The organism is uncultured Bacteroides sp. (assembly GCF_949298305.1).
GTDB lineage: Bacteria > Bacteroidota > Bacteroidia > Bacteroidales > Bacteroidaceae > Bacteroides.
The window spans coordinates 1-22,367 of the sequence record NZ_CASFWU010000098.1; the positions used below are offsets into that span (position 1 = coordinate 1).

The 22,367-nt window shown below is 49.0% G+C and carries 32 protein-coding genes and 2 pseudogenes; 33 read left to right on the top strand and 1 reads right to left on the bottom strand.

Translation table 11 applies throughout. The annotated features are described in order from the left end of the window. Positions 1–109: 109 nt before the first annotated feature. Positions 110–1,612, bottom strand: coding sequence for a HAMP domain-containing sensor histidine kinase (locus Q1Y74_RS11755; protein WP_300814516.1), 1,503 nt, complete (start codon positions 1,610–1,612; stop codon positions 110–112). Between the two features lie 182 nt (positions 1,613–1,794). Here Q1Y74_RS11755 and Q1Y74_RS11760 point away from each other — a divergent pair, with 182 nt between their 5' ends. The 33 genes and pseudogenes from Q1Y74_RS11760 to rpsD all read left to right on the top strand — a co-directional run bounded on the left by Q1Y74_RS11760 (position 1,795) and on the right by rpsD (position 22,310). Then, positions 1,795–2,658 carry a GLPGLI family protein gene (locus tag Q1Y74_RS11760; protein ID WP_300814517.1) on the top strand — a complete coding sequence of 288 codons (864 nt, stop codon included), beginning with the start codon at positions 1,795–1,797 and terminating at the stop codon, positions 2,656–2,658. 339 nt (positions 2,659–2,997) lie between these two features. After that, a complete protein-coding gene (locus tag Q1Y74_RS11765; RefSeq protein ID WP_300814518.1) occupies positions 2,998–5,544 on the top strand; it encodes a carboxypeptidase-like regulatory domain-containing protein in 2,547 nt (848 codons plus the stop codon). A gap of 295 nt (positions 5,545–5,839) precedes the next feature. Then, positions 5,840–6,241 carry a 30S ribosomal protein S12 gene (rpsL, locus tag Q1Y74_RS11770; protein WP_021846443.1) on the top strand — a complete coding sequence of 134 codons (402 nt, stop codon included), beginning with the start codon at positions 5,840–5,842 and terminating at the stop codon, positions 6,239–6,241. A gap of 153 nt (positions 6,242–6,394) precedes the next feature. After that, positions 6,395–6,871 (top strand): 30S ribosomal protein S7, encoded by a 477-nt coding sequence (gene rpsG, locus Q1Y74_RS11775; protein ID WP_300814519.1) that lies wholly within the window; start codon positions 6,395–6,397, stop codon positions 6,869–6,871. Between the two features lie 48 nt (positions 6,872–6,919). Next, on the top strand, positions 6,920–9,037 hold the full coding sequence (gene fusA, locus Q1Y74_RS11780) for an elongation factor G (RefSeq protein ID WP_300814520.1): 2,118 nt from the start codon (positions 6,920–6,922) through the stop codon (positions 9,035–9,037). Positions 9,038–9,121: 84 nt separating this feature from the next. Further along, positions 9,122–9,427 (top strand): 30S ribosomal protein S10, encoded by a 306-nt coding sequence (gene rpsJ, locus Q1Y74_RS11785; protein ID WP_004291244.1) that lies wholly within the window; start codon positions 9,122–9,124, stop codon positions 9,425–9,427. A 19-nt stretch (positions 9,428–9,446) separates the two neighbouring features. Beyond that, positions 9,447–10,030, top strand: a pseudogene (gene rplC / locus Q1Y74_RS11790) (50S ribosomal protein L3). Then, on the top strand, positions 10,030–10,602 hold the full coding sequence (gene rplD / locus Q1Y74_RS11795) for a 50S ribosomal protein L4 (protein WP_300814521.1): 573 nt from the start codon (positions 10,030–10,032) through the stop codon (positions 10,600–10,602). Before rplC ends, rplD begins: the two are co-directional and overlap by 1 nt. Before the next feature lie 16 nt (positions 10,603–10,618). Continuing rightward, the gene (gene rplW, locus Q1Y74_RS11800; RefSeq protein WP_300814522.1) at positions 10,619–10,912 is read left to right on the top strand and encodes a 50S ribosomal protein L23; all 294 of its coding nucleotides are present in this window, start codon (positions 10,619–10,621) and stop codon (positions 10,910–10,912) included. Between the two features lie 5 nt (positions 10,913–10,917). Further along, on the top strand, positions 10,918–11,742 hold the full coding sequence (gene rplB / locus Q1Y74_RS11805) for a 50S ribosomal protein L2 (protein ID WP_022020054.1): 825 nt from the start codon (positions 10,918–10,920) through the stop codon (positions 11,740–11,742). Positions 11,743–11,762: 20 nt separating this feature from the next. Further along, a complete protein-coding gene (rpsS, locus tag Q1Y74_RS11810; protein ID WP_249053856.1) occupies positions 11,763–12,032 on the top strand; it encodes a 30S ribosomal protein S19 in 270 nt (89 codons plus the stop codon). Positions 12,033–12,064: 32 nt separating this feature from the next. After that, the gene (rplV, locus tag Q1Y74_RS11815; RefSeq protein WP_004291236.1) at positions 12,065–12,475 is read left to right on the top strand and encodes a 50S ribosomal protein L22; all 411 of its coding nucleotides are present in this window, start codon (positions 12,065–12,067) and stop codon (positions 12,473–12,475) included. Positions 12,476–12,480: 5 nt separating this feature from the next. Continuing rightward, complete coding sequence (rpsC, locus tag Q1Y74_RS11820) at positions 12,481–13,212, top strand: 30S ribosomal protein S3 (protein ID WP_300814523.1); 732 nt, start codon at positions 12,481–12,483, stop codon at positions 13,210–13,212. A 21-nt stretch (positions 13,213–13,233) separates the two neighbouring features. After that, the gene (gene rplP, locus Q1Y74_RS11825; protein WP_300814524.1) at positions 13,234–13,668 is read left to right on the top strand and encodes a 50S ribosomal protein L16; all 435 of its coding nucleotides are present in this window, start codon (positions 13,234–13,236) and stop codon (positions 13,666–13,668) included. A gap of 5 nt (positions 13,669–13,673) precedes the next feature. After that, positions 13,674–13,871, top strand: a complete 198-nt coding sequence (gene rpmC, locus Q1Y74_RS11830) for a 50S ribosomal protein L29 (protein WP_300814525.1) — start codon at positions 13,674–13,676, stop codon at positions 13,869–13,871. Continuing rightward, positions 13,868–14,137 (top strand): 30S ribosomal protein S17, encoded by a 270-nt coding sequence (gene rpsQ, locus Q1Y74_RS11835; protein WP_300814526.1) that lies wholly within the window; start codon positions 13,868–13,870, stop codon positions 14,135–14,137. The genes rpmC and rpsQ overlap by 4 nt, the downstream gene beginning before the upstream one ends. Positions 14,138–14,139: 2 nt before the next feature. Further along, complete coding sequence (rplN, locus tag Q1Y74_RS11840; protein WP_300814527.1) at positions 14,140–14,505, top strand: 50S ribosomal protein L14; 366 nt, start codon at positions 14,140–14,142, stop codon at positions 14,503–14,505. A gap of 20 nt (positions 14,506–14,525) precedes the next feature. Further along, positions 14,526–14,858, top strand: coding sequence for a 50S ribosomal protein L24 (gene rplX / locus Q1Y74_RS11845; protein WP_300814528.1), 333 nt, complete (start codon positions 14,526–14,528; stop codon positions 14,856–14,858). Continuing rightward, on the top strand, positions 14,858–15,415 hold the full coding sequence (gene rplE / locus Q1Y74_RS11850; protein WP_300814529.1) for a 50S ribosomal protein L5: 558 nt from the start codon (positions 14,858–14,860) through the stop codon (positions 15,413–15,415). The genes rplX and rplE overlap by 1 nt, the downstream gene beginning before the upstream one ends. Positions 15,416–15,419: 4 nt before the next feature. Then, positions 15,420–15,719 carry a 30S ribosomal protein S14 gene (gene rpsN, locus Q1Y74_RS11855; RefSeq protein ID WP_300814530.1) on the top strand — a complete coding sequence of 100 codons (300 nt, stop codon included), beginning with the start codon at positions 15,420–15,422 and terminating at the stop codon, positions 15,717–15,719. Positions 15,720–15,773: 54 nt separating this feature from the next. Further along, entirely contained in the window at positions 15,774–16,169 is a 396-nt protein-coding gene (gene rpsH / locus Q1Y74_RS11860; protein WP_300814531.1) for a 30S ribosomal protein S8, read from the top strand. 16 nt (positions 16,170–16,185) lie between these two features. Continuing rightward, entirely contained in the window at positions 16,186–16,755 is a 570-nt protein-coding gene (gene rplF / locus Q1Y74_RS11865; RefSeq protein WP_300814532.1) for a 50S ribosomal protein L6, read from the top strand. A gap of 20 nt (positions 16,756–16,775) precedes the next feature. Then, on the top strand, positions 16,776–17,120 hold the full coding sequence (gene rplR / locus Q1Y74_RS11870) for a 50S ribosomal protein L18 (protein WP_300814533.1): 345 nt from the start codon (positions 16,776–16,778) through the stop codon (positions 17,118–17,120). Positions 17,121–17,125: 5 nt separating this feature from the next. After that, positions 17,126–17,597, top strand: a pseudogene (gene rpsE / locus Q1Y74_RS11875) (30S ribosomal protein S5). 12 nt (positions 17,598–17,609) lie between these two features. Next, positions 17,610–17,786: a 50S ribosomal protein L30 gene (gene rpmD / locus Q1Y74_RS11880; RefSeq protein WP_300814534.1), complete on the top strand. Its 177-nt coding sequence runs from the start codon at positions 17,610–17,612 to the stop codon at positions 17,784–17,786. 30 nt (positions 17,787–17,816) lie between these two features. Next, positions 17,817–18,263, top strand: coding sequence for a 50S ribosomal protein L15 (gene rplO / locus Q1Y74_RS11885; RefSeq protein WP_300814535.1), 447 nt, complete (start codon positions 17,817–17,819; stop codon positions 18,261–18,263). A gap of 4 nt (positions 18,264–18,267) precedes the next feature. Next, entirely contained in the window at positions 18,268–19,608 is a 1,341-nt protein-coding gene (gene secY, locus Q1Y74_RS11890; RefSeq protein WP_300814536.1) for a preprotein translocase subunit SecY, read from the top strand. Positions 19,609–19,621: 13 nt separating this feature from the next. Further along, complete coding sequence (gene map / locus Q1Y74_RS11895) at positions 19,622–20,419, top strand: type I methionyl aminopeptidase (protein ID WP_300814539.1); 798 nt, start codon at positions 19,622–19,624, stop codon at positions 20,417–20,419. A 9-nt stretch (positions 20,420–20,428) separates the two neighbouring features. After that, positions 20,429–20,647 (top strand): translation initiation factor IF-1, encoded by a 219-nt coding sequence (gene infA, locus Q1Y74_RS11900; RefSeq protein WP_002558052.1) that lies wholly within the window; start codon positions 20,429–20,431, stop codon positions 20,645–20,647. Between the two features lie 8 nt (positions 20,648–20,655). Further along, positions 20,656–20,772 carry a type B 50S ribosomal protein L36 gene (gene ykgO / locus Q1Y74_RS11905; RefSeq protein ID WP_002558051.1) on the top strand — a complete coding sequence of 39 codons (117 nt, stop codon included), beginning with the start codon at positions 20,656–20,658 and terminating at the stop codon, positions 20,770–20,772. 34 nt (positions 20,773–20,806) lie between these two features. Continuing rightward, positions 20,807–21,187 (top strand): 30S ribosomal protein S13, encoded by a 381-nt coding sequence (gene rpsM, locus Q1Y74_RS11910; RefSeq protein WP_300814537.1) that lies wholly within the window; start codon positions 20,807–20,809, stop codon positions 21,185–21,187. An 11-nt stretch (positions 21,188–21,198) separates the two neighbouring features. Then, a complete protein-coding gene (gene rpsK, locus Q1Y74_RS11915; RefSeq protein ID WP_007567382.1) occupies positions 21,199–21,588 on the top strand; it encodes a 30S ribosomal protein S11 in 390 nt (129 codons plus the stop codon). A gap of 116 nt (positions 21,589–21,704) precedes the next feature. Continuing rightward, positions 21,705–22,310: a 30S ribosomal protein S4 gene (gene rpsD, locus Q1Y74_RS11920; protein WP_300814538.1), complete on the top strand. Its 606-nt coding sequence runs from the start codon at positions 21,705–21,707 to the stop codon at positions 22,308–22,310. Positions 22,311–22,367: the final 57 nt, after the last annotated feature.

The window sequence follows — 22,367 nt, forward strand, 5'->3', positions numbered from 1 at the left end:
AGTGTATGGTCGGTATCCTTTTCACAAAGGCATTGGCTTAACTCCTTAACTTCTTTACTCCTTAACTACAATCGATTAATAAACTTGCGAAACTTAAGTTATATTGCATTCATTGCGGTATGCTGACGGTCACCGTCGTGCCCTGTCCCGGCCGGCTGCGGAGGCCGACGGTGCCCTGGTGGGCCTCTACCAGCAGCTTCACGTAGCTCAGGCCGAGGCCGATGCCGGGCACCGAGCGGTCGGGCAGGCTGGCGCTGCGGTAGAACTTGTCGAACACGCGGGTCTGCTCGTGGAGGGGGATGCCGATGCCGTTGTCCGCCACCGTGAGGGTGAGGCGATGGTCGGCCAGCGTGCAGCCGACGGCGATGCGGACCGAGGGGCCCGAGTACTTCACCGCGTTCTCCAGCAGGTTGCCCAGTATGTTGGCCAGGTGCATGGGGTCGGCCCTGACCTCCAGCGGTCGGTCGAGGCGGGTCTCGAAGGTGACGGACTTATGGTCGGGGATGTGCTGCAGGCGGATGAGCTTCTCCACCACGGGGTAGAGGTCGAAGGTGCGGATGCAGAGCGGGGTGCGGCGGTCGTCGGCCCGGGTCATGTCGCGCAGCTTGCTCAGGTAGGCCGACAGATTGTCCACTTCGGCTATGGAGTCGCCCACCACCTTGTCCGTAGTGGGCCTGTCGTTGCGCAGGGTGGGGTCGCCCAGATAGGCCAGACACATCTTCAGCGTCTGCACGGGCCGTTTCAGCTCGTGAATCATGGTGTTGACAAAGTTGCGCCGCAGTTCGTCCACCCGCCGCTGCTTCAGGATGGTCTTTATCTGGAAGAGCAGGCAGACGCCCAGCACGGCTATCATCAGCAGGCTGCCCGCCAGCTGGCCGCCCATGCGGAGCAGCAGCACGTGGCGGGGGATGCGGAGGTCAATCTCGACCAGCTGCCGCTTCAGGGGATTGTAGGGATAGACGACGTGCGCCGTAGGACGTAGCAGGGAGTGGTTGTGGCGCAGCGTCGGTTCCCACAGGTAGACGCTGTCGGCGGCGGTGGTGGCCAGGCGGGTGACGAAGGGGACACCCGGCAGCGTGGCGGTCAGTACGGAGTCGAACTGCCGGAGGCGGAAGGGGTGGGTCACTTCCAGCCGCATCAGGTCCGCCAGGTACATCATGTTGAGGCGTTCGTAGAGCGTCTTGCTGCCGTGCAGGGTGACCGAGTCCGTACAGAGCACTGTGCTGTCTGCCGGCAGGCCGGAGAGGTCCACCCCCGTCTTGCCGGACTGCGGCTGCTTGCTGCCCGGCACCGTGTCCGCCGGCTCTGCCCCCATCCGCTGCACCAGGTAGATGCGGGTGCTCTCCTGCCTCGTCAGCGAATCGGTCTGTTCCTCCCAGTTGACGTTGGTGTTGTACCACTTCACCTCCTTCTGCTCGCCCATGTGCCGGGGTTCCTGCCAGCGCAGTTCGTTGTAGGCCTTTGCGGCTTCGGACACCTGCCGCAGCACCTCGTGCCCGTATTCCTCGTTGGTATAGTGGTAGTGGCTCCACAGCCAGTAGCCCTGCCCCGCGCCGATGAGCAGCATGGAGGCCAGGGACAGCAGCCAGATGATTTTGATGCGTCGTTCCATATTCGGGTGTTTTCTCCGGCGGCAAAGATAAGCCTTTCGGCCGCACAGTAAGTTCGCGCGAGGCCGATATTTCCGCCGCCGTAATATCTCAGTAATAACTTTCCGCCCCCGTTTCCGGCCCCTCCGCCTATCTTCGCGACAGGAAAACGAACCCTATGTCTCACTCAAAAACTTCTACCGACATGAAAACCAGACACTCACTGCTCCTCGTCCTGTGCCTTGCCGCCGCGGCCGCACAGGCACAGATGAACATCAAGATTTCCACCGGACGCACCTTCCGCCAGGACACCATCGACCGCAAGGTGCTGACCGTGCAGTACGACATGGAGGCCCTGACCGACCTCGCCCACCCCGGCACGCCCCTGAAGGAGACGATGAGGCTGGACATCGGGCAGCGCTCGTCGCGCTTCTACAGCTACACCGCCTACCTGGCCGACTCGGTACTTGCCGCCGACGCCGCCAACGGCGCCTCCATGGAGCTCATGGCCCGGCACGCCGAGCAGTATCGGAGCCAGTGGAGCGAGCAGACCTTCAAGCGCTACCCCGCAGGACGGGTGACCACGCTGGACGAACTGGCGGGCGACATCAGCCGCCTGCGTTGCGAGGAGCCGGAGGAACTGCCCCGCTGGACGCTGACGGCCGACACGCTGACCCTGCTGGGCTATCGCTGCACCCGCGCCACGGCCAGCTTCAAAGGGCGGCAGTGGTCGGCCTGGTTTGCGCCGGACATTGCCGTCAGCGAAGGACCCTGGAAACTCTGCGGCCTGCCGGGCCTGATACTGCGGGCCGAGGACGCTGAGGGCCACTACCGCTTCACGGCCAACGGCATGGAGCAGAGCTGCGGCGCGGAGCCCATCGTCTTCGGCGGCAGGGACTACGAGCCCGTCAGCCGCAAGCAGTACAACAAGATGCAGGAGCGCTTTGCCGCCGACCCCGTAGGCTTCATCACGGGGAGCATGCCCAACGTGAAGGTCTCCATCCGGGACGAGCACGGCAACGCCACCAAAAATCCCAAAGACACCCCCTATAACCCCATCGAACGCTGACCCTCCCGCCGCTCCGGCCCGGCACCGGCGCCGCTTCTGCCGGGCCTGGTCGCCGCCTTTGCCCGCCCAAGGTAGCACCTTTGGCTGCCCAAGGTCGTACCTTTGCCTGAAATGAAAGCCTTTTATCCATAAATTAAAAGGCTTTTAATTGATAATTAAAAGGCTTTCATTTATCCATTAAAAGGCTTTTAATTTTCAGAAGAAAGCCTTTTAACTGAGGCAAAGGTAGCGCGTCGGCCTGCCAGAGGCAGCACTTCGGGCAGGCTGAGGCAGGCCCTCGGCCCTGCTGGGGCGGGGCAGGAGGGGGGTGGCAGCGTCTGTCCGTTCAGCTTACATCCCATGAAGACACTTCTATTCTCTCTCACTCTGACACTGGCGCTCGGCCTCGCGCGGCCGTTGCGGGCACAGGACGTGCTCCGCGGCCGCGTGACCGACGCCGAAACTTCCCGCCCGCTGGAGGCGGTGATGGTGAGCGTCGTGCGCGGCGGCATCACCGTGGACTATGCCCTGACCGACGCCGACGGCCGCTACTCCCTGCCCTGGCGCTACGAGGGGACGTTGCAGGTCTGCGCCTCGCTGCTGGGCTACGGGCGGCAGGCGCGCGACGCCGGCCGGCCCGGCCTCCTGGACTTCGCCCTGCGCCCCGAGAGCATCGTGCTGCGCGAGGTGGAGATACGCCCCGGACGCATCTCGACTCGCCGCGACACCGTGCGCTACCGCCTGGCCGACTTCCTCACCGACAAGGACACGCACGTCCGCGACGTGCTGAAGCGCCTGCCGGGCATTGACGTGGAGGACAACGGCACCATCACCTATCAGGGCCGCCCCATCGACCACTTCCTCGTGGAGGGCATGGATGTGACGGGCGGACGCTACAACCAGGTGAGCAACAACCTGGACGCAAGGGCGGTGAAGTCGGCCGAGCTGATGGAGAACTACCAGTCCGTCCGCGCCCTGAAGGGGCAGCTCAGCTCCGGGCAGGTGGCCCTGAACCTGCGGCTGGACGAGCACGCCCGCGACCAGTGGTTCCTCAGCCTGGAGGCGGGCGGGGGAGTGACGCAGGAGGACGACGGGCGGCCCGCCCCGCTGTGGGACGGCGCCTTGAGCGCCCTGCAACTGGGCCCCGGGCGGCAGAGCATCCTGGCCCTGAAGAGCAACAACACCGGCCGCGACCTGGGCAGCGAGCAGGTGCGCCTGACGGACGACGCCCTTCCCGCCAGCCCGCTGCCGGCCTTGCTGGCCCAGCCCGCGGTGAGCACCCCGCTGGACACCCGCCGCCTGCTGTTCAACCAAACCTGGACGGCCAACGCCAACCGCATGCTGCGACGCAGCGACGAACGCACCCTGCGCCTGCAAGCGGACTATACGCGCAACCGGACGGACCGCCACAGCGGCTTCACGCAGGCCTTCTATACGGCGGCCGACACCGTGAGCCTGGCCGAGGAGTCGCACTACCGCCTGGTGTCCGACGCCCTTCATGCCGAGCTGGCCTACGAGGACAACGGCGCGGAACGCTACCTCGCCAACCGCTTCGGCCTGGAGGCGGAGCGCAGCCGGGGCCGCTCGGACGAGCTGGGGCAGACCGTCGTCACCGGACGCCTGGCGGCTTACAACCACCTGGGCTGGCTGAAGAACCGCGACGGACGGACGTGGGAGCTGGCTTCGGACGTGCGCCTGTCCGTGCTCCCCTCCGGCCTGCGCCTTGCCTCCGGGCGCGACGACTACACCCTGCGCAGCCTCTACACCGAACACGCCGCCCGCTACCTGCGCCGCCACAACGGCCTCACCCGCAGCCTCCGGGCGGGCCTCACCGCCGAGTGGGCCGCCTGCCGGATGGAGACGCCCGCCGACGCCCTGGCCTACGACGCCTCCAGCCTGGCCGCCCACGCGGAGCCGCAGTTGGAGTGGGAGCGGGGAGGGCTGCTGCTCTCGGCCACGGCGCCCGTCCGTTGGACGCGCTACTTCGGCGCGGGCCGCTCATACCTATTATATAGTCCCCGTCTCTACCTGCGCTACCGGCACGACTATCACTGGAAGTTCTCGCTCTACGGCTCCCTGGCCCGCGAGGCAGGCCATGCGCTCGACCTCTGCCCCTACGTGCGCCGCACCGACTACCGCACGCTGACCTCCACCGCCGGGCTGATGCCCCTGCGCACCACCGTCAGCGGGCAGCTCTATGCCGAGTATAAGAACACGGTGCAGGAGTTCTTCGCCACGCTCACCCTGACCTATAGCCGCGGCTTCCACTCCACCCTCGCCGAGCAGTATGTCTCGGCCGACACGCTGGCCACCGTCCGCCGCGCGCAGGCCAACTCGACGGACACCTGGACGCTGGCCTCCTCGCTCTCCAAGGGCGTCTTTGACTGGCGGCTGAAGGTGTCTCTCGACCTGGAGCTGACCAGCCATCGGGGGTGGCAGCTCATCCGCACCGCCCTGCCTCCCGAACCCGCCACGTTGCAGGACTTTCGCTACGATTGTCTCACAGCCACTCCTAAACTGACCTGGGCGCCTGTCCCGTGCCTGGAGGCCGCCTATCACGCCACGCTGACGTACAGCTCCACCCGCCTGGGCGGTTCGTCCGGCCTGCAGCCCCTGACGGACTTGGTGCAGCGGTTGAGCCTCAGTGTCACCTTCGGACGGGTGGAGGTGCGGGCCGGTGGCGAACATTATTGCAACGCGCTGGCCGACGGCCGGCACCTGAACATATTGCTGGCCGACGTTTCGGCCGTGTGGCGTCACGACCGCTGGCGGGTGGAGGCTGGCGTGACCAACCTGTTCGACCGGACCCTGTATGCCGGCACTGCCTACACCGCCGTGCAGAGCCGTACCGACTGGCTCCGCATCCGTCCGCGCGAGCTGGCGGCCAAAGTGTCCTTTCAGTTCTGAATCGTGGCGGCTTGCGGGTGAGGGGAGCTTGTGGGAGGAATGAATGCTGACTGTCGGGCGCCCGGCGGACGGCTGTCTTGAAGGCTTGCGGGCGGTTTGCAGGCGTCGGATGTGACAAACCTGTGACAGCTTCTTCCCCTGCCGGGCGGTGGTGCAAGTCGATTTTTGCTGCGTTAAAAATAAATAATTGTGCGTATTGCATTGATTAATCAAAAGTTATTCGTATCTTTGCACCCCGAAAAACTGTATAGTTCTGAAATTTAATACAACAATATAATAACTAAAAACAATTAAAATGCCTACAATTCAGCAATTAGTAAGAAAAGGACGCCAGGTGCTGGTAGACAAGAGCAAGTCTCCCGCCTTGGATTCATGTCCTCAAAGACGTGGCGTTTGCGTGAGAGTGTACACAACCACTCCGAAGAAACCGAATTCAGCTATGCGTAAGGTAGCTCGTGTGCGTTTGACCAACGGTAAGGAAGTTAACTCCTACATTCCGGGTGAAGGTCACAATTTGCAGGAACACTCCATCGTACTGGTACGTGGCGGTCGTGTAAAGGACCTTCCGGGTGTACGTTATCACATCGTACGTGGTACTCTGGATACCGCAGGTGTGGCAGGCCGTACGCAAAGACGTTCCAAATACGGTGCCAAGCGTCCGAAACCGGGTCAGGCAGCTCCCGCTAAGAAGAAATAAGCTGACCTAATTGGAAAACAGTAAAATTAAAAGTAATAACAACTTACGTTTTAGTTTATTGGAATGCTAAAGGTTGAGTAAATCCTCCGGTGGGAGGGTTGAAGAAGACAGAAATAGACAACCAAGAACGAAAAACATTATTTTTTCAGACAAATGAGAAAAGCAAAACCTAAAAAACGCGTCATCCTGCCGGATCCCGTTTTTAATGATGTGAAAGTTTCTAAGTTCGTAAATCACCTGATGTACGACGGCAAGAAGAACATATCTTATGAAATCTTCTACGCAGCCCTGGAAACAGTGAAGAACAAGATGCAGAACGAAGAGAAGTCCGCTCTTGAAATTTGGAAAAAGGCTTTGGATAATGTAACCCCGCAGGTTGAAGTGAAGTCCCGTCGTGTAGGCGGTGCTACTTTCCAGGTTCCGACAGAAATCCGTCCCGACCGCAAGGAGTCAATCTCCATGAAGAATCTGATTATTTTTGCCCGCAAGCGTGGCGGCAAGTCAATGGCTGACAAGCTGGCTGCCGAAATCATGGACGCTTACAACGAGCAAGGCGGTGCCTTCAAGCGTAAGGAGGATATGCACAGAATGGCTGAGGCTAACCGTGCTTTCGCTCACTTCCGTTTCTAATGTGATCGTAACCTGTTCAAGATAAAAACCTAAAGCAAGGATTTAAAAATGGCAAAGCAAGATTTACATTTGACGCGTAACATCGGTATCATGGCCCACATCGATGCTGGTAAGACTACAACCTCAGAACGTATTTTGTTCTATACGGGTCTGACTCACAAGATTGGTGAAGTGCATGATGGTGCGGCTACGATGGACTGGATGGAGCAGGAGCAGGAACGTGGTATCACGATTACTTCCGCCGCTACCACTACCCGTTGGAAATATGCAGGCAATACTTATAAGATTAACTTGATTGATACTCCGGGACACGTTGACTTCACTGCCGAAGTAGAACGTTCACTGCGTGTGCTGGACGGTGCCGTTGCTGCCTACTGTGCAGTGGGTGGCGTTGAGCCCCAATCTGAGACCGTATGGCGTCAGGCTGACAAATATAACGTTCCTCGTATCGGTTATGTAAACAAGATGGACCGTTCGGGTGCCGACTTCTTTGAAGTGGTTCGCCAGATGAAGGACGTGCTGGGCGCCAATCCGTGTCCGGTAGTCATTCCTATCGGTGCCGAAGAGAACTTCAAGGGCGTAGTTGACCTGATTAAGATGAAGGCTATCCTGTGGCACGATGAGACCATGGGCGCTGACTACGACATCGAGGACATCCCCGCTAATCTGGTGGATGAAGCCGAAGAATGGCGTGGCAAGATGCTGGAAACAGTAGCCGAATACGACGACGCTTTGATGGAGAAGTTCTTCGACGATCCTTCTACCATCACCGAAGAGGAAATCCTCCGCGGTCTGCGTGCAGCTACCTTGAAGATGGACATCGTGCCGATGTTGTGCGGTTCTTCATTCAAGAACAAGGGCGTTCAGACACTGCTCGACTACGTTTGCGCATTCCTGCCTTCTCCGCTGGATACTCCGAACATCGTGGGTACCAACCCCGAGACTGGCGCTGAGGAAGACCGCAAGCCGAGCGAAGACGAGAAGACTTCTGCATTGGCGTTCAAGATTGCTACTGACCCCTATGTAGGCCGTCTGACTTTCTTCCGCGTATACTCCGGTAAAGTTGAAGCCGGTTCTTATATCTACAACAGCCGTTCCGGCAAGAAGGAACGTGTGTCTCGTCTGTTCCAGATGCACTCCAACAAGCAGAATCCTGTGGAAGTCGTATCGGCCGGTGATATCGGTGCCGGTGTAGGTTTCAAGGATATCCGCACAGGTGATACGCTCTGCGACGAAGATGCTCCGATTGTACTGGAGTCTATGGACTTCCCCGATCCCGTTATCGGTATCGCCGTTGAACCGAAGACCCAGAAGGATATGGACAAGCTGTCCAACGGTCTGGCCAAGCTGGCAGAAGAAGACCCGACGTTCACCGTTCGTACCGACGAGCAGACTGGTCAGACAGTTATCTCCGGTATGGGTGAGCTCCACTTGGATATCATCATCGACCGTCTGAAACGTGAGTTCAAGGTAGAATGTAACCAGGGTAAGCCCCAGGTTAACTACAAGGAAGCCATCACGAAGACTGTCAACCTCCGCGAGGTTTACAAGAAACAGTCCGGTGGTCGTGGTAAGTTTGCCGATATCATCGTAAACGTAGGCCCGATTGATGAGGACTACAAGGAAGGCGGATTGCAGTTTGTTAACGAGGTTACCGGTGGTAACATTCCTAAGGAATTTATCCCCTCTGTACAGAAGGGCTTCCAGACAGCCATGAAGAATGGTGTGTTGGCAGGCTTCCCAATGGACAGCATGAAGGTGACTCTGCTCGACGGTTCTTTCCACCCTGTAGACTCTGACCAGCTTTCATTCGAAATCTGTGCCATCCAGGCTTACAAGAACGCATGTTCTAAGGCAGGTCCTGTGCTGATGGAGCCCATCATGAAGCTGGAGGTTGTTACTCCGGAAGAAAACATGGGTGACGTTATCGGCGACTTGAACAAGCGTCGTGGCCAGGTAGAAGGTATGGAGTCCAGCCGTTCGGGTGCTCGCATCGTGAAGGCTATGGTTCCCCTGGCAGAAATGTTCGGCTATGTAACCGCTCTGCGTACGATTACTTCTGGCCGTGCCACTTCTTCCATGACCTATTCTCACCACGCTCAGGTATCCACTTCAATTGCCAAGGCAGTTCTTGAGGAAGTGAAGGGACGCACTGACTTACTCTAAAATAAAAGAAATCCGCAGGCTAGCGAATGACTCTTAGCCTGCGGAATTTCCACTATATAATCAATCATAAATTAACCCAAAGTAATGAGTCAAAAAATTAGAATCAAATTGAAATCTTACGACCACAACTTGGTGGACAAGTCTGCTGAGAAGATTGTAAGAACGGTGAAGACAACGGGCGCCATCGTTAGCGGTCCTATTCCTCTCCCTACGCACAAGCGTATCTTTACCGTAAACCGTTCGACTTTCGTTAACAAGAAGTCTCGTGAACAGTTCGAACTCTCTTCTTACAAGAGACTGATTGACATCTACAGCTCTACGGCTAAGACAGTCGACGCTCTGATGAAGTTGGAGTTGCCCAGCGGTGTGGAAGTAGAAATTAAAGTGTAAGTATTAAATTTTAAGAGAAATGCCAGGATTATTAGGAAAAAAAATCGGAATGACATCCGTTTTCAGTGCCGAGGGTAAGAATGTACCATGCACTGTTATCGAAGCAGGTCCTTGTGCTATGCAGCTGTTCAGCTGGGCTTCCAGGACAAGAAGGAGAAGCACACTACAAAGCCTTTGATGGGACACTTCAAAAAGGCTGGAGTAACACCCAAGAAACACTTGGCCGAGTTCAAAGAATTTGAGACTGAATTGAATTTGGGTGACACTGTAACAGTCGAACTGTTCAACGGTGCCGAGTTCGTTGATGTTATCGGAACTTCCAAAGGTAAAGGTTTTCAAGGTGTTGTTAAACGTCATGGTTTCGGTGGTGTAGGCCAGACTACTCACGGTCAGCACAACCGCGCCCGCAAGCCGGGTTCTATCGGTGCTTGTTCTTATCCTGCAAAGGTGTTCAAGGGCATGCGCATGGGCGGCCAGCTTGGTGGCGACAGAGTGACTGTACAAAACCTGCAAGTATTAAAAGTAATCGCGGAGCACAATCTCCTTTTGATTAAGGGTTCTGTTCCTGGTTGCAAAGGTTCAATCGTAATAATTGAGAAATAATGGAAGTTAACGTATATAACATTAAAGGTGAAGACACTGGGAGAAAGATTACGTTAAACGAGTCTATCTTCGGAATTGAGCCCAACGACCACGCTATCTACTTGGACGTTGAAATCAGTGGTTCAACCCGTAAAATCGGTCGTCAGAAAGGTGGTGGCGGTGCACGTCGTGGTGACATGAACTCGCCTGTGCTGATTGGTGGTGGTCGTGTATTCGGCCCGAAACCGAGAGATTATTACTTCAAACTGAACAAGAAGGTAAAGGCTTTGGCCCGTAAGTCTGCTTTGTCTTACAAGGCTCAGGAGAATGCCATCATCGTAGTGGAAGACTTCTCTTTTGAGGCTCCAAAGACTAAAGATTTTGTTGCTTTGACAAAAAATCTTAAAGTTTCTGACAAAAAGCTACTTATGATTTTACCGGAATCAAATAAAAACGTATATTTGTCAGCTCGTAACGTGAAAGGCGCAAACGTGCAGACTATCTCAGGGTTAAATACTTACAGAGTATTGGACGCTGGGGTTGTTGTGCTTACTGAAGGTGCTGTTTCAGCAATTGACAATATCTTAATGTAAATAGGAGGCTTAGATAATGGGAATTATTATTAAACCGTTAGTGACAGAGAAGATGACCGCAGTAACCGATAAGATGAACAATCGCTTCGGTTTTGTTGTGCGTCCTGACGCTAATAAACTGGAAATTAAGAAAGAAGTTGAAGCCCTTTACAACGTTACCGTAGTTGATGTGAACACGATAAAGTATGCCGGCAAGAACAAAAGCCGTTATACGAGATCTGGTATCATTAACGGACGTACGAACGCATACAAGAAAGCAATCGTTACATTGAAGGAAGGCGATACTATTGATTTTTATAGCAATATTTAATAGAAATGGCAGTACGTAAATTTAAGCCCACAACACCGGGGCAAAGACATAAAATTATTGGTACCTTCGAGGAAATTACTGCACGGGTACCAGAAAAGTCTCTTGTATTTGGTAAGAAATCTTCAGGTGGTCGTAACAACGAAGGTAAGATGACCATGCGCTACATTGGTGGCGGTCATAAGAAGGTTATCCGTATCGTAGACTTCAAGAGAAATAAAGACGGTGTGCCTGCAGTGGTTAAAACGATTGAATACGATCCGAACCGTTCGGCTCGTATCGCTTTGCTGTTTTATGCAGATGGCGAGAAGAGATATATCATTGCTCCCAACGGATTGCAAGTCGGTGCGACTTTGATGTCCGGTGAAAATGCAGCTCCTGAAATCGGAAATGCACTTCCTCTTCAGAATATACCGGTCGGTACTGTAATTCATAACATTGAATTGCGTCCGGGCCAAGGTGCAGCTTTGGTTCGTTCGGCTGGTAATTTTGCTCAATTGACTTCAAGAGAAGGCAAGTATTGCGTAATCAAATTGCCCTCAGGTGAAGTTAGACAAATTCTTAGTACTTGTAAGGCTACTATCGGTAGCGTAGGTAACTCTGACCACGGATTGGAAAGCTCCGGTAAGGCCGGACGTTCTCGCTGGTTGGGTCGTCGTCCGCGCAACCGTGGTGTCGTTATGAACCCGGTTGATCACCCGATGGGTGGTGGTGAAGGCCGCGCTTCCGGAGGACATCCGAGATCTCGCAAGGGATTGTATGCTAAGGGTCTCAAGACTAGAGCTCCGAAGAAGCAGTCATCTAAGTATATTATTGAGAGAAGAAAGAAGTAATCTGATTAATTGAATAAACTATGAGTCGTTCATTAAAAAAAGGTCCGTATATTAACGTTAAGCTTGAAAAGAAAATTCTTGCCATGAATGAGTCGGGCAAGAAAGTGGTAGTTAAGACTTGGGCCAGAGCTTCAATGATTTCACCTGATTTCGTAGGTCATACCGTTGCAGTTCACAATGGAAATAAATTCATTCCTGTTTATGTTACAGAGAACATGGTAGGACACAAGTTGGGCGAATTTGCTCCAACTCGTACGTTCAGAGGACATGCTGGTAACAAGAAAAAATAAAAACGGGATTTAAATAATAAAGTAATAATATAATGGGAGCAAGAAAAAAAATATCGGCTGAAAAGAGAAAAGAAGCCCTTAAGACCATGTATTTTGCAAAATTGCAAAATGTTCCTACTTCCCCCCGTAAAATGCGTCTCGTGGCTGACATGATTCGCGGGATGGAAGTGAACAGAGCGCTCGGCGTTTTGAAGTTCTCTTCTAAAGAGGCTGCTGCGAGAGTGGAAAAATTGTTGCGCTCTGCAATTGCTAACTGGGAGCAGAAAAACGAACGTAAGGCTGAAAGCGGCGAGCTGTTCGTAACCAAGATTTTTGTTGATGGTGGTGCTACGCTGAAAAGAATGCGTCCGGCTCCGCAGGGTAGAGGTTACAGAATTCGTAAGCGTTCAAATCATGTGACGTTGTTCGTTGGTTCTAAAAGTAATAACGAAGATCAAAATTAAGGTAAATGGGACAAAAAGTTAATCCAATAAGCAACCGTTTGGGAATTATCAGAGGTTGGGATTCCAATTGGTATGGTGGAAAGAATTACGGCGACTCTTTGCTGGAAGATAGCAAAATCCGTAAATATTTGAACGCCCGTCTTGCCAAGGCAAGCGTATCAAGAATTGTAATCGAACGCACGCTGAAACTCGTGACTATTACCGTTTGTACTGCACGTCCGGGAATCATTATCGGTAAGGGTGGCCAGGAAGTTGACAAGTTGAAAGAGGAGTTGAAGAAGGTTACCGACAAGGATATCCAGATTAATATCTTCGAAGTGAAGAAACCGGAACTTGACGCTGTTATCGTGGCTAATAACATCGCTCGTCAGGTTGAGGGTAAGATTGCTTATCGTCGTGCTATCAAGATGGCTATCGCCAATACCATGCGTATGGGCGCTGAAGGCATCAAGATTCAGATTTCTGGTCGTCTGAACGGTGCGGAAATGGCACGTTCTGAAATGTATAAGGAAGGTAGAACCCCGTTGCACACTTTCAGAGCAGATATTGACTATTGTCATACCGAAGCGTTGACAAAGGTCGGTCTTCTCGGAATTAAGGTTTGGATTTGTAGAGGTGAAGTTTATGGTAAGAGAGAATTGGCTCCGAACTTTACGCAAAGCAAGGAAAGTGGTCGCGGCAGCAACAGCGGCAGCAATGGCGGCAAGAACTTCAAAAGAAAGAAAAATAATCGTTAACGAATTTGATTTTTAGGAATTATGTTACAACCGAAAAAAACAAAATTCAGAAGACAACAGAAAGGCCGTCAGAAAGGCAATGCCCAAAGAGGAAACCAGTTGGCTTTCGGATCTTTTGGTATCAAGGCCTTGGAGACGAAGTGGATTACAGGCCGTCAGATTGAAGCTGCTCGTATTGCAGTGACAAGATATATGCAACGTCAAGGACAAATTTGGATTCGTATCTTCCCCGATAAACCTATCACGAGAAAGCCTGCTGATGTACGTATGGGTAAAGGTAAAGGTAGCCCCGAAGGCTTTGTGGCTCCTGTAACTCCGGGTAGAATTATTATCGAAGCCGAAGGTGTTCCTTATGAAATCGCAAAAGAGGCTTTGCGCCTGGCAGCACAGAAGCTTCCTATCACAACCAAATTTGTGGTAAGACGTGATTATGATATTCAAAATCAAAATGCGTAAAGAGTATGAAAATAGCAGAAATTAAAGAAATGTCTACCGCAGACTTGAAGGAAAGATTGGAGACGGAAGTAGTTAACTACGACCAGATGATTTTGAATCATTCTATTTCTCCTTTGGACAATCCTGCTCAGATCAAACAATTACGCAGGACAATCGCGCGTATGAAAACTGAATTACGCCAAAGAGAACTTAACAATAAATGATGAGCTCGATGGAAGCAAGAAATTTAAGAAAAGAAAGAACTGGGGTTGTGCTGAGCAATAAGATGGAGAAAACCATTACTGTAGCTGCCAAGTTTAAGGAAAAACACCCCATATATGGTAAGTTCGTCAGCAAGACGAAGAAATACCATGCTCATGATGAAAAGAATGAGTGCAATGTCGGTGATACCGTTCGTATCATGGAAACTCGTCCTTTGAGCAAGACCAAGAGATGGAGATTAGTGGAAATAATTGAAAGAGCTAAGTAATTATGATACAAGCAGAATCCAGACTGACAGTATGTGACAACAGTGGAGCTAAGGAAGCTCTCTGTATCCGCGTTTTGGGCGGTACAGGTCGTCGCTATGCTTCTGTAGGGGATGTGATTGTCGTTTCTGTAAAGAGCGTCATCCCTTCAAGTGATATTAAAAAAGGTGCAGTGTCTAAGGCTTTGATTGTACGTACTAAGAAGGAAATCCGTCGTGCGGATGGTTCTTATATACGTTTTGATGACAATGCTTGCGTGCTGTTGAACAACGCTGGCGAAATTAGAGGTAGTCGTATTTTCGGCCCTGTAGCCCGTGAACTTCGTGCTGCAAATATGAAGGTCGTTTCACTCGCTCCTGAAGTACTTTAATTTTGTAAAAGATTTAAGTAATGAGTAAATTACATATTAAGAAAGGCGATACAGTTTACGTTAATGCCGGCGATGACAAAGGTAAGACTGGTCGTGTATTGAAGGTTCTTGTTGATAAAAACCGCGCTATTGTAGAAGGTATCAACATGGTGTCCAAGAGCACAAAACCGAATGCAAAGAACCCTCAGGGTGGTATCGTGAAGCAGGAAGCTTCTATCCACTTGTCAAACTTGAATCCGGTGGATCCTAAGACTGGGAAACCGACACGTATTGGTAGAAGAGAAAGTACAGATTCCAATGGGAAGAAGACTTTAGTGCGTTATTCTAAAAAATCAGGAGAGGAGATTAAGTAATGAGTAATACTGCCAGCCTTAAGAAAGAATATGCAGAGCGTATTGCCCCTGCATTGAAATCACAGTTCCAGTATTCTTCTGCCATGCAGATTCCCGTACTTAAGAAGATTGTTATCAATCAAGGTTTGGGTATGGCTGTTGCTGATAAGAAGATTATTGAAGTGGCAATTAGTGAAATGACTGCCATCACAGGTCAGAAAGCCGTGGCAACCGTTTCTCGTAAAGATATCGCAAACTTTAAGTTGCGTAAGAAAATGCCGATTGGCGTAATGGTGACATTGCGTCGTGAGAGAATGTACGAATTCTTGGAGAAGTTGGTCCGCGTTGCTCTGCCCCGTATCCGTGACTTCAAAGGAATTGAAAGCAAGTTCGATGGTAAGGGTAACTATACCCTTGGTATTCAGGAGCAAATCATTTTCCCTGAAATTAATATCGATAGTATAACAAGAATTCTCGGAATGAATATTACCTTTGTAACCTCTGCGCAGACAGATGAAGAAGGTTATGCTTTGTTGAAAGAATTCGGTTTACCGTTTAAAAACGCTAAAAAAGATTGATGATATGGCAAAGGAATCAATGAAAGCTCGTGAAGTGAGACGTGCTAAATTGGTAGCTAAATATGCTGCTAAGAGAGCTGCGTTGAAGCAAATCGTTAGAACAGGTGACCCTGCCGACGCTTATGAGGCTGCTCAGAAGTTGCAGGATCTTCCGAAGAATTCTAATCCGATCCGCTTGCACAACCGCTGCAAGTTGACGGGCCGTCCGAAAGGATATATCCGTCAGTTCGGTATTTCCAGAATCCAGTTCCGCGAGATGGCTTCCAATGGTCTTATTCCGGGCGTGAAAAAGGCAAGCTGGTAAATTTATTGTTTTAAATATTGTCAGGGTAGTCCTGATTAATTTAATTTATTTTATATGACTGATCCAATAGCAGATTATTTGACGAGGTTGCGGAATGCTATTCAAGCTAAGCACAGAGTAGTTGAAGTTCCGGCTTCTAATTTGAAAAAAGAAATCACTAAGATTCTTTTTGAGAAAGGCTACATTCTTAACTATAAGTTTGTAGAAGATGGTCCCCAAGGCACAATCAAGGTTGCTTTGAAGTATGATCCGGTTAACAAAGTTAATGCTATTAAGAAACTGGAAAGAATCTCTTCTCCGGGTATGCGTAAATACACTGGTTATAAGGACATGCCGTGCGTTATTAATGGTTTGGGTATTGCTATAATATCTACTTCCAAGGGTGTAATGACCAATAAGGAAGCCGCTGAGCTGAAAATCGGTGGTGAGGTTTTGTGTTATGTATATTAATTAGGAGGAAATAGCAATGTCAAGAATAGGAAAATTACCCATTAGTATTCCCGCCGGAGTGACTGTCACTCTGAAGGATGATGTGGTTACCGTAAAGGGACCCAAAGGCGAAATGAGCCAGTATGTTAATCCTGCTATCAATGTTGCCATCGAAGATGGTTATGTCGTTTTGACTGAAAATGAAAATGCTATGTTGGATAATCCCAAGCAGAAACATGCTTTCCACGGCCTGTATCGTGCTTTGGTTCACAACATGGTTGTTGGTGTTTCTGAAGGATATAAGAAAGAACTGGAATTGGTCGGCGTAGGTTATCGTGCTTCCAATCAGGGAAATATCATAGAGTTGGCTTTGGGCTATACTCACAGTATCTTTATTCAGTTGCCGCCTGAGGTAAAAGTAGAAACCAAGTCTGAGAGAAATAAAAACCCTCTCATTATCCTGGAATCTTGCGACAAGCAGCTGTTAGGTCAAGTTTGTTCTAAAATACGTTCTTTCCGTAAGCCTGAACCGTATAAGGGTAAAGGTGTTAAGTTTGTTGGCGAAGAGATTCGTAGAAAGTCTGGTAAGTCAGCCGGTGCTAAATAATCTTTTAAATTGATAGTATTATGACAACAAAAATAGAAAGACGAATTAAGATCAAATATAGAGTACGCAACAAGGTGTCCGGTACGGCTGAATGTCCGCGTATGAGTGTGTTTAGAAGTAACAAGCAGATTTATGTTCAAATCATTGATGATTTGTCGGGCAAGACTTTGGCTGCTGCTTCATCATTGGGCATGACTGAAAAGATGCCGAAGAAGGAACAGGCTGCGAAGGTTGGTGAACTGATTGCCAAGAAAGCTCAGGAAGCCGGTATTACGACTGTCGTTTTTGACCGTAATGGTTACTTGTATCACGGGAGAGTTAAAGAAGTAGCTGATGCTGCACGTAACGGTGGACTTAAATTTTAATCATTATGGCAGGACTTAATAATAGAGTTAAGATTTCAAACGATATAGAACTGAAAGATAGACTTTAGTTTCTCTGCTATTGTAGTAGTAGGAAATGAAGAGGGCGTCATCGGTTGGGGTCTTGGTAAAGCTGGTGAAGTAACAGCTGCAATTGCGAAAGGTGTTGAAGCTGCTAAGAAGAACTTGACGAAGGTTCCTGTTCTGAAAGGTACTGTTCCCCACGAACAATCTGCCAAGTTTGGTGGTGCTGAGGTATTCATCAAGCCTGCTTCTCACGGTACGGGTGTTGTTGCTGGTGGTGCCATGCGTGCAGTACTGGAAAGTGTTGGTGTGACAGACGTTTTGGCTAAGTCGAAAGGTTCTTCAAACCCGCACAATCTGGTTAAGGCTACAATCCTGGCTTTGAGCGAAATGCGTGATGCTCGTATGGTAGCTCAGAATAGAGGAATCAGCATTGAAAAAGTATTTAGAGGATAAGGAGGGAAGATTATGTCGACTATAAAGATCAAACAAGTTAAGAGTAGAATTGGTGCTCCTGCCGATCAGAAGAAAACGCTCGATGCACTGGGCCTTCATAAGCTGAATCGTGTCGTTGAGCACGAATGCACTCCTTCAATTCTTGGAATGGTGGATAAGGTTAAGCACTTGGTTGCCATTGTTAAGTAATTATTTGTTGAATATAAAACGAATTACAATATGAACTTAAGTAATTTAAAACCTGCAGAGGGATCTACTAAGACTAGAAAGAGAATCGGACGTGGTCCGGGTTCCGGTTTGGGTGGTACCTCTACCAGAGGTCATAAAGGAGCTAAGTCAAGATCTGGATATTCTAAGAAGATTGGTTTTGAAGGTGGTCAGATGCCTCTTCAACGTCGTGTTCCTAAGTTTGGCTTTAAGAATATCAACCGTGTAGAGTATAAAGCTATTAACTTGGATACAATCCAGAAGCTGGCTGAAGCCAAGAATTTGCAGGTAGTTGGTGTTAATGATTTCATCGCTGCCGGCTTTATCTCCTCAAACCAATTGGTGAAGGTGTTAGGTAATGGAACTTTGACTGCTAAGTTGGATGTTCAGGCACATGCATTCTCCAAGAGTGCTGCTGCTGCCATCGAAGCTGCTGGTGGTCAAGTGGTAAAACTCTAATTCGATGAGAAAAGCTATTGAAACATTAAAGAATATATGGAAAATTGAGGATCTGAGACAACGGATCCTCATTACCATATTGTTCGTGGCGATTTACCGTTTCGGTTCTTATGTGGTATTGCCGGGTATTAATCCGTCAATGCTTTCTCAATTGCACGAACAGACAAGCGAAGGCCTTTTAGCTTTGTTGAACATGTTTTCCGGAGGTGCATTTTCCAATGCCTCTATTTTCGCATTGGGAATCATGCCTTACATCTCCGCCTCCATTGTAATCCAGTTGTTGGGTATTGCGGTTCCGTATTTCCAGAAACTGCAGCGTGAAGGTGAGAGTGGACGTAGAAAGATGAATCAGTACACTCGTTGGTTGACTGTATTTATTCTTTTGTTTCAGGCTCCCTCCTATTTGCTGAACCTTAGAATGCAGGCTGGTCCTTCCTTGAATGCTTCATTAGATTGGACTCTGTTTACAATTACTTCTACCATCATTCTGGCGGCAGGAAGTATGTTTATTTTGTGGCTTGGTGAGAGAATTACAGACAAAGGTATAGGTAATGGTATCTCGTTGATTATCATGGTAGGTATTATTGCTCGTTTGCCTCAATCTTTATTCCAGGAGTTGATTTCCCGCATGAGTGACAAGACGGGTGGTTTGGTGATGTTCTTGATTGAACTTGTCGTTTTGCTTGTGGTTATAGCTTTTGCAATTTTATTGGTTCAAGGTACTCGGAAAATTCCCGTACAATATGCCAAGAAGATTGTCGGTAACAAGCAATATGGCGGAGCCAGACAGTATATTCCTTTGAAAGTGAATGCTGCGAATGTGATGCCTATCATTTTTGCTCAGGCTATCATGTTCATCCCTATTACTTTTGTAGGCTTCTCGAATATTAATAATGCAAGTGGATTTGTTCAGGCATTGACGGATCATACGAGTTTTTGGTATAATTTGATTTTTGCAATATTGATTATACTCTTTACGTATTTTTATACTGCAATTACCATTAACCCCACTCAGATGGCCGAGGATATGAAGAGAAACAACGGCTTTATACCGGGTATCAAGCCTGGTAAACAGACAGCAGAGTATATCGATGTGATTATGTCCCGTATCACTTTGCCTGGCTCTTTCTTCCTCGCCTTGGTTGCCATTATGCCTGCATTTGCTGGAATATTCGGCGTGAAGGCTGAATTCGCTCAATTCTTCGGCGGTACATCTTTGTTGATTCTTGTGGGTGTAGTTCTTGATACCTTGCAGCAAGTTGAGAGTCATTTGTTGATGAGACATTATGACGGCTTGTTGAAGTCTGGACGCATCAAGGGTCGCAGTGGAGTTGCTGCATATTAATCTTTTAGTTGGGATGATATTTCTTAAAACTGAAGATGAGATAGAGTTACTTCGGCAGAGCAATCTCCTTGTGGGAAAGACTTTGGCTGAGATAGCCAAGATAATCAAGCCCGGAGTGACTACAAAGGAACTGGATAAGGTAGCTGAAGAGTTCATTAGAGATAATGGTGCTGTTCCTACCTTTAAAGGTTTCCCTAATCCGAATGGCAATCCATTCCCTGCCTCAGTTTGTACTTCGGTAAATGAGCAGGTGGTGCATGGTATTCCAGGTGAAGTCGTGCTGAAGGATGGTGATATCGTTTCTGTTGACTGCGGCACTTATATGAATGGTTTTTGTGGCGATTCTGCCTATACTTTCTGTGTGGGTGAGGTTGATGAAGAAGTTCGTAGACTATTGAAAGTCACAAAAGAGGCCTTGTATATAGGTATTGAGAATGCGGTACAAGGAAAACGTTTAGGTGATATCGGTTATGCTATCCAACAACACTGCGAGGCTAACAACTATGGGGTAGTCCGTGAGTTTGTAGGTCATGGCATTGGCAAGGAGATGCATGAAGATCCTCAAGTACCCAATTATGGGAAACGTGGTTATGGCTCTTTGTTGAAGAATGGTTTGTGTATTGCCATCGAACCGATGATAACCTTGGGAGACCGTCACGTAGTTATGGAGAGAGACGGATGGACAGTACGGACGAAAGACCGTAAGTGTGCCGCTCATTTTGAGCATACAATAGCTGTCAGGGCTGGTAAGGCTGATATATTGTCATCTTTCCAGTTTATAGAAGAAGTATTGGGTGAACAAGCAATTTAAAGAATTTATATGGCGAAGCAATCTGCGATAGAACAAGATGGAGTTATAGTTGAAGCATTGTCTAATGCAATGTTTCGTGTTGAATTAGAAAACGGGCATGAAATTACTGCACATATTTCCGGTAAGATGCGGATGCATTACATCAAAATTCTGCCGGGTGATAAGGTCAGGGTGGAAATGTCTCCTTACGACTTGTCGAAAGGAAGAATTGTATTTAGATATAAATAAATTAAGATATGAAAGTAAGAGCATCCTTAAAAAAACGTACGCCAGAGTGTAAGATCGTTAGACGTAATGGCCGTTTGTATGTTATTAACAAGAAAAATCCTAAGTATAAACAACGTCAAGGATAATATTATTATTTTTGCAAAAAAAATAATTTAGTATATGGCTATAAGAATAGTTGGTGTCGATTTGCCTCAGAACAAAAGAGGTGAAATTGCGTTGACCTATATTTATGGAATAGGTCGTAGTAGTTCAGCAAAGATTTTGGACAAAGCAGGTGTTGATAAAGACCTGAAGGTAAAGGACTGGACGGATGATCAGGCTGCCAAGATTCGTGAGATCATTGGTGCTGAGTATAAGGTGGAAGGTGACCTCCGCTCTGAAGTTCAATTGAACATTAAGCGTTTGATGGATATCGGTTGTTACCGTGGTGTACGTCATCGTATCGGCCTTCCTGTAAGAGGCCAGAGCACAAAGAACAACGCTCGTACTCGTAAGGGAAGAAAGAAAACCGTTGCTAATAAGAAAAAAGCTACTAAATAATAATTGTTGATATGGCAAAAAAAACAGTTGCAGCAAAAAAGAGAAATGTGAAGGTAGATGCCAATGGACAGTTGCACGTTCATTCATCTTTCAACAACATTATTGTTTCTCTGGCAAATAGCGAAGGTCAGATTATTTCTTGGTCTTCAGCCGGAAAAATGGGATTTAGAGGTTCCAAGAAGAACACTCCGTATGCAGCTCAGATGGCTGCCCAGGACTGTGCCAAAGTGGCATACGATCTTGGCTTAAGAAAGGTAAAGGCCTATGTGAAAGGTCCGGGAAACGGACGTGAGTCTGCCATCAGAACCGTTCACGGCGCAGGTATTGAGGTTACCGAAATTATTGACGTAACTCCGCTTCCGCACAATGGTTGTCGTCCTCCGAAAAGACGTAGAGTTTAAGATTTACCTTTAATAATAGTGTAACTTGATTTTGTTTTTGGATTGTATTTTTTCTTCTCTACAATCGCGGCTGCAACAAATTGAGTTCATGAATAAACAATTTAATAATTAGAGAAATGGCTAGATATACTGGACCAAAATCAAGAATAGCCCGTAAATTCGGGGAAGGTATCTTTGGAGCAGATAAAGTTTTGTCTAAGAAGAATTATCCTCCTGGACAGCACGGTAATTCAAGAAAAAGAAAAACTTCTGAATATGGAGTCCAACTCCGTGAGAAGCAGAAAGCCAAATATACTTATGGAGTTCTGGAAAAACAATTCCGTAATCTGTTTGAGAAGGCCGCTACTGCTAAGGGTATTACCGGTGAGGTATTGCTTCAATTGCTCGAAGGCCGTTTGGACAATGTCGTTTATCGTTTGGGTATTGCTCCTTCTCGTGCTGCTGCCCGTCAGTTGGTAAGCCACAAGCATATTACTGTTGACGGTGAAGTAGTCAATATTCCTTCTTATGCTGTTAAGCCCGGACAGTTGGTTGGCGTTCGTGAGAAATCCAAGTCTTTGGAGGTTATTGTAAACTCTTTGGCTGGCGTTAATCACAGCAAATATCCTTGGCTGGAGTGGGATGAGAACCTGAAAGTTGGCAAGATGTTGCATGTACCTGAAAGAGCCGACATCCCTGAAAACATTAAAGAGCATTTGATCGTAGAATTGTATTCTAAATAATAATTAATTTCATGGCGATATTAGCATTTCAAAAACCTGATAAAGTATTAATGTTGG

Coding starts and splice junctions, on each gene's coding strand:
- Q1Y74_RS11755 (WP_300814516.1), bottom strand. CDS start 1,612: ATGGAACGACGCATCAAAATCATCTGGCTGCTGTCCCTGGCCTCCATG.
- Q1Y74_RS11760 (WP_300814517.1), top strand. CDS start 1,795: ATGAAAACCAGACACTCACTGCTCCTCGTCCTGTGCCTTGCCGCCGCG.
- Q1Y74_RS11765 (WP_300814518.1), top strand. CDS start 2,998: ATGAAGACACTTCTATTCTCTCTCACTCTGACACTGGCGCTCGGCCTC.
- rpsL (WP_021846443.1), top strand. CDS start 5,840: ATGCCTACAATTCAGCAATTAGTAAGAAAAGGACGCCAGGTGCTGGTA.
- rpsG (WP_300814519.1), top strand. CDS start 6,395: ATGAGAAAAGCAAAACCTAAAAAACGCGTCATCCTGCCGGATCCCGTT.
- fusA (WP_300814520.1), top strand. CDS start 6,920: ATGGCAAAGCAAGATTTACATTTGACGCGTAACATCGGTATCATGGCC.
- rpsJ (WP_004291244.1), top strand. CDS start 9,122: ATGAGTCAAAAAATTAGAATCAAATTGAAATCTTACGACCACAACTTG.
- rplD (WP_300814521.1), top strand. CDS start 10,030: ATGGAAGTTAACGTATATAACATTAAAGGTGAAGACACTGGGAGAAAG.
- rplW (WP_300814522.1), top strand. CDS start 10,619: ATGGGAATTATTATTAAACCGTTAGTGACAGAGAAGATGACCGCAGTA.
- rplB (WP_022020054.1), top strand. CDS start 10,918: ATGGCAGTACGTAAATTTAAGCCCACAACACCGGGGCAAAGACATAAA.
- rpsS (WP_249053856.1), top strand. CDS start 11,763: ATGAGTCGTTCATTAAAAAAAGGTCCGTATATTAACGTTAAGCTTGAA.
- rplV (WP_004291236.1), top strand. CDS start 12,065: ATGGGAGCAAGAAAAAAAATATCGGCTGAAAAGAGAAAAGAAGCCCTT.
- rpsC (WP_300814523.1), top strand. CDS start 12,481: ATGGGACAAAAAGTTAATCCAATAAGCAACCGTTTGGGAATTATCAGA.
- rplP (WP_300814524.1), top strand. CDS start 13,234: ATGTTACAACCGAAAAAAACAAAATTCAGAAGACAACAGAAAGGCCGT.
- rpmC (WP_300814525.1), top strand. CDS start 13,674: ATGAAAATAGCAGAAATTAAAGAAATGTCTACCGCAGACTTGAAGGAA.
- rpsQ (WP_300814526.1), top strand. CDS start 13,868: ATGATGAGCTCGATGGAAGCAAGAAATTTAAGAAAAGAAAGAACTGGG.
- rplN (WP_300814527.1), top strand. CDS start 14,140: ATGATACAAGCAGAATCCAGACTGACAGTATGTGACAACAGTGGAGCT.
- rplX (WP_300814528.1), top strand. CDS start 14,526: ATGAGTAAATTACATATTAAGAAAGGCGATACAGTTTACGTTAATGCC.
- rplE (WP_300814529.1), top strand. CDS start 14,858: ATGAGTAATACTGCCAGCCTTAAGAAAGAATATGCAGAGCGTATTGCC.
- rpsN (WP_300814530.1), top strand. CDS start 15,420: ATGGCAAAGGAATCAATGAAAGCTCGTGAAGTGAGACGTGCTAAATTG.
- rpsH (WP_300814531.1), top strand. CDS start 15,774: ATGACTGATCCAATAGCAGATTATTTGACGAGGTTGCGGAATGCTATT.
- rplF (WP_300814532.1), top strand. CDS start 16,186: ATGTCAAGAATAGGAAAATTACCCATTAGTATTCCCGCCGGAGTGACT.
- rplR (WP_300814533.1), top strand. CDS start 16,776: ATGACAACAAAAATAGAAAGACGAATTAAGATCAAATATAGAGTACGC.
- rpmD (WP_300814534.1), top strand. CDS start 17,610: ATGTCGACTATAAAGATCAAACAAGTTAAGAGTAGAATTGGTGCTCCT.
- rplO (WP_300814535.1), top strand. CDS start 17,817: ATGAACTTAAGTAATTTAAAACCTGCAGAGGGATCTACTAAGACTAGA.
- secY (WP_300814536.1), top strand. CDS start 18,268: ATGAGAAAAGCTATTGAAACATTAAAGAATATATGGAAAATTGAGGAT.
- map (WP_300814539.1), top strand. CDS start 19,622: ATGATATTTCTTAAAACTGAAGATGAGATAGAGTTACTTCGGCAGAGC.
- infA (WP_002558052.1), top strand. CDS start 20,429: ATGGCGAAGCAATCTGCGATAGAACAAGATGGAGTTATAGTTGAAGCA.
- ykgO (WP_002558051.1), top strand. CDS start 20,656: ATGAAAGTAAGAGCATCCTTAAAAAAACGTACGCCAGAGTGTAAGATC.
- rpsM (WP_300814537.1), top strand. CDS start 20,807: ATGGCTATAAGAATAGTTGGTGTCGATTTGCCTCAGAACAAAAGAGGT.
- rpsK (WP_007567382.1), top strand. CDS start 21,199: ATGGCAAAAAAAACAGTTGCAGCAAAAAAGAGAAATGTGAAGGTAGAT.
- rpsD (WP_300814538.1), top strand. CDS start 21,705: ATGGCTAGATATACTGGACCAAAATCAAGAATAGCCCGTAAATTCGGG.